This window comes from Paramesorhizobium salinisoli (genome assembly GCF_003335045.1).
In the GTDB taxonomy this organism is placed as follows: Bacteria; Pseudomonadota; Alphaproteobacteria; order Rhizobiales; family Rhizobiaceae; genus Paramesorhizobium; species Paramesorhizobium salinisoli.
The window spans coordinates 1-3,399 of record NZ_QOZG01000057.1 but is presented as its reverse complement, the minus strand read 5'-3'; the positions used below and the strand labels follow the sequence as shown (position 1 = coordinate 3,399).

General features: G+C 49.6%; 3 protein-coding genes and 1 pseudogene. All 4 read left to right on the top strand.

What is annotated here, in order from left to right:
- Positions 1 to 259 precede the first annotated feature (259 nt).
- A complete protein-coding gene (locus tag DUT91_RS24640) occupies positions 260 to 889 on the top strand; it encodes a hypothetical protein (RefSeq protein ID WP_147272293.1) in 630 nt (209 codons plus the stop codon).
- A gap of 247 nt (positions 890 to 1,136) precedes the next feature.
- Positions 1,137 to 1,778 carry a hypothetical protein gene (locus DUT91_RS24635; protein ID WP_147272292.1) on the top strand — a complete coding sequence of 214 codons (642 nt, stop codon included), beginning with the start codon at positions 1,137 to 1,139 and terminating at the stop codon, positions 1,776 to 1,778.
- 98 nt (positions 1,779 to 1,876) lie between these two features.
- Positions 1,877 to 2,413: a GNAT family N-acetyltransferase gene (locus DUT91_RS24630; protein WP_114443014.1), complete on the top strand. Its 537-nt coding sequence runs from the start codon at positions 1,877 to 1,879 to the stop codon at positions 2,411 to 2,413.
- A gap of 353 nt (positions 2,414 to 2,766) precedes the next feature.
- Positions 2,767 to 3,399, top strand: a pseudogene (locus DUT91_RS24620) (transposase); the annotation flags it as partial.

Genomic DNA, 3,399 nt, shown 5'->3' with positions numbered 1-3,399 from the left:
GCTTGCCTTCAGGCCATCGCTCGCGAGCTGATCGTCATCACAAGGAGAGCAAACGTCACGCGGGCGGAGGCGGCATTGAAAAAGCCGTCCCGGCTATCTCGCCGCGGATGCTCGATGCTTTACGCTGATTCGGCACGGTCCCGTAAAATAGGGGTGATGGCATCCCTATTTGTTCCTCCAATCCATTGGTATTCTGCTTGCCTGAAGTTGGTAACTGCAGCCTTTCCCAGAAGGGATGATCGTGATCTGGTTAACTTCCATGCTTGAGATTATGAACAGAATGGGGCGTGCGCACCCGGATGACATGATCATCTCCAGGGCAGATAGCGCCGGTCTATTTCGTCTGCACAAAACGCTTCTGATACTATATGCGTCGGCACTGGTACTTCAATTGGTCGTTATATTGGCCGCCTCCCCTGGTTCTTTGGATTTCGATTTTAGTAACGAGACCGTGTCGCTTTGGCGGAATTTATCACCGAATGCTGGAGGCAATTATTTGTATTTGGAGTCCGTGAAGCCGGGGCTTGGTTATAAGTACGTACTATCGTATGGCTTATCCACGTACATATCTGCGGTATTTATATTAATGTATTTGATGATTGCAATATTTGTAAAAAAATCAAGTTTGCGAATGCTGACGGAGTTTCAACTATCAACATTTAAAGTAACGGTATTTGCAACGGCGTGCGCTGTATCTGTAGTTTATTTCGTGGATTATAGCTCTCCAAACAATGAGAATTATAGGTCTGCGCGGCAGAAATTATTATCAACCGAAGTAGGAATTATTGTTTCGGATCTAACTATAATGATTGCCGGATTTGGAGTGATCGCAACAATATTCACGATATCAAAATATATAAAATTCAAGGGAGAACTTGGGTATGTCTGATCGCAAGCAAACGACGACGCCGCAAGATGCGACTTCCGGTGCTTTGCCGCCCTCTGCTTCAATGGGCGATCGTTCCACTACGGTTCTTTTATTTCGTTGGCTGCTTTAATCTATACTTGTTCCCGCAAAATTCAGGCTTGGTCTCGTGAAATAGGGGGCATGGCATCCCTATTTGTTCCCCTAATTGATTGGTATGCTGCGGACCTGATGTCGGTGAAATTCAGTGTTCCTAAAAGGAAGAGTATAAGTGAACTGGTTTGCTTCATTTAATGAAAATATGAAAAGGGCGCGGCGCGCGTATCCTGACGATCGCATAATTTCGAAGGCGGATAGTGTCGGCCTATATCGTCTGAATAACACAATTATATTCATATATATATCTGCGGTGGCAGTTCAGTTGCTAATCATATTGCTGTTGCCTGTCGCTTCCCTTGAGGGAGAAATGAGCAACAGGATTGTTTCCCTTTGGCGGAATATGTCGCCGAACGTCAGAGATACTTATCCATATTTTCAAACTGTTGAACCAGGACTTGGTTATAAATATGCATTATCATACGGCTTGTGTGTATATATATCTGCGGTATTCATATTAACAAATTTCTTCATCGCGATTTTTTTAAATAAAGGAATGTCAAAACCATTGAATAATTTCCAGATATTTGCATTCAAGGGGAGTGTTATTGCCGCAACATTTTTTGGTTTTGGTATTTACTATGCGAGTCTCGTGCCAAGCAAGCTTTTCGTACTTTCTTCAAAGAAGATATATTCAAATGAATTTGGTATTCTGCTAATAAATGCTGGAATAATGTTAGCTTATTTTGGGATGACAAAGGTAATTTTCGCAGCATCAAAATATCTAAAATTCAAGGGAGAAAACGAACATGTCTGATCGCAAGCAAACGACGCCGCCGAAAGACGCGACTTCCGACGCTTACAGGCCTTAATAACGAGAGAAAAAGCGGTTGCACTATTAAAGAGCGTTTAAAGATGGAAATTCATAGAGCGACAGCGGACGACGCACTTGCCATCGCCAAAGTCCACGTTCGTTCGTGGCATGAAACTTATACCGGCCTTCTACCGCAGGCAATGCTCGACAGCTTGTCGGTCGAAAACAGATCGACAAGCTGGAAAAACATACTGTCGTCGCCCCAAAGCTTTCCAAGCACTGCCGCCTTCGTCGCGTGTAGGGAAAATGAGGTTGTAGGCTTCGGTGCGTGCAATATACAGAGGACTGAAGAACTCCGCGCCGCAGGTTTCGACGGCGAGATTTCCGCACTCTACGTGCTGCACGACGAGCAGGGCAAGGGAACGGGAAAGGCGCTCGTCAAAGCGATGGCCGACGAGTTGAAATCCCGGTCTCTTCGGGGTGGCTCGGTTTGGGTTCTTCGTCAAAATATCAATGCGTGCGGGTTTTACGAGCACTGTGGCGGGCGGGTTGCCGGCGAAAAAAAAGACGTCCGACCCGGGGTAACGCTGGAGGAAATCGCTTACGGATGGCGCTCAATCGACGATATGTCGAAATGACCGGCTCAAGTCGTGAAACCCGCATCTCAAGACCGCCTCGCCGCCGGTTCGGTATCCTTCAAGAATTCGGCGATCCTGCTCATTGCGGTCAATATTATCGGGGTCCTTTTCGTCAACGCCCGAAATATGGTCATTTCAATTATCATCTCTCCTATCGCGGTCGGCGCGATAAACCACGTTCTTGGGCTTGCAGAAAACCCCCTGATTGATGGAATCCGCGGCTAGAATGATCGTGGCGAGGGTTAGGCAGCTTTCTGCTTCCGGCCCATGACCAGAATCGCAATGAACCCTGACCTGCCACGGGTAATTTCCTCCAGTTTGGATTAGAGTCCGGCCCATTAAAGGACGGACACATGAAGAAGCAGAGATTTACGGAAGAGCAGATTATTGCGGTAGTGAAGGAGCAGGAGGCTGGCGCGAAGGTGGCGGACCTGTGCCGCAAGCACGGAATTTCAGAAGCGACCTTTTACAATTGGAAGGCCAAATACGGTGGCATGGAAGTCTCCGAGGCGAAGCGCCTGAAGGCGCTCGAAGAGGAGAACGCCAAGCTGAAGAAGCTGCTGGCCGAGCAGATGCTCGACGCCGCCGCACTCCGCGAGCTTCTTGCAAAAAAATGGTAGGGCCCGCCGCCAAGCGTGAAGCCGTCGGGCATCTGAAGGCCGTCATGGGTCTCTCGGAGCGGCGGGCCTGCCAGATCATATCCGCTGATCGGAAGATGGTGCGCTATCGGTCCTGCCGACCGCCGGAGGTCGAACTGCGGGCAAGACTGCGCGACCTCGCCAACGAGCGACGGCGTTTCGGCTACCGGCGACTGTTCGTCCTGCTCAGGCGGGAGGGAGAGCCGTCCGGCGTCAACCGCATCTATCGGCTGTATCGCGAGGAAGGGCTTTCGGTTCGCAAGCGGAAAGCCAGGCGGCGTGCTGTCGGCACGCGTGCGCCGATACTGGTCGAAGCGAAGGCCAATGCCCGCTGGTCGCTGGATTTCG

Excerpts from the sequence above, each read along its gene's own strand:
- DUT91_RS24640 (WP_147272293.1), top strand. The coding sequence starts at position 260 with ATGCTTGAGATTATGAACAGAATGGGGCGTGCGCACCCGGATGACATG.
- DUT91_RS24630 (WP_114443014.1), top strand. The coding sequence starts at position 1,877 with ATGGAAATTCATAGAGCGACAGCGGACGACGCACTTGCCATCGCCAAA.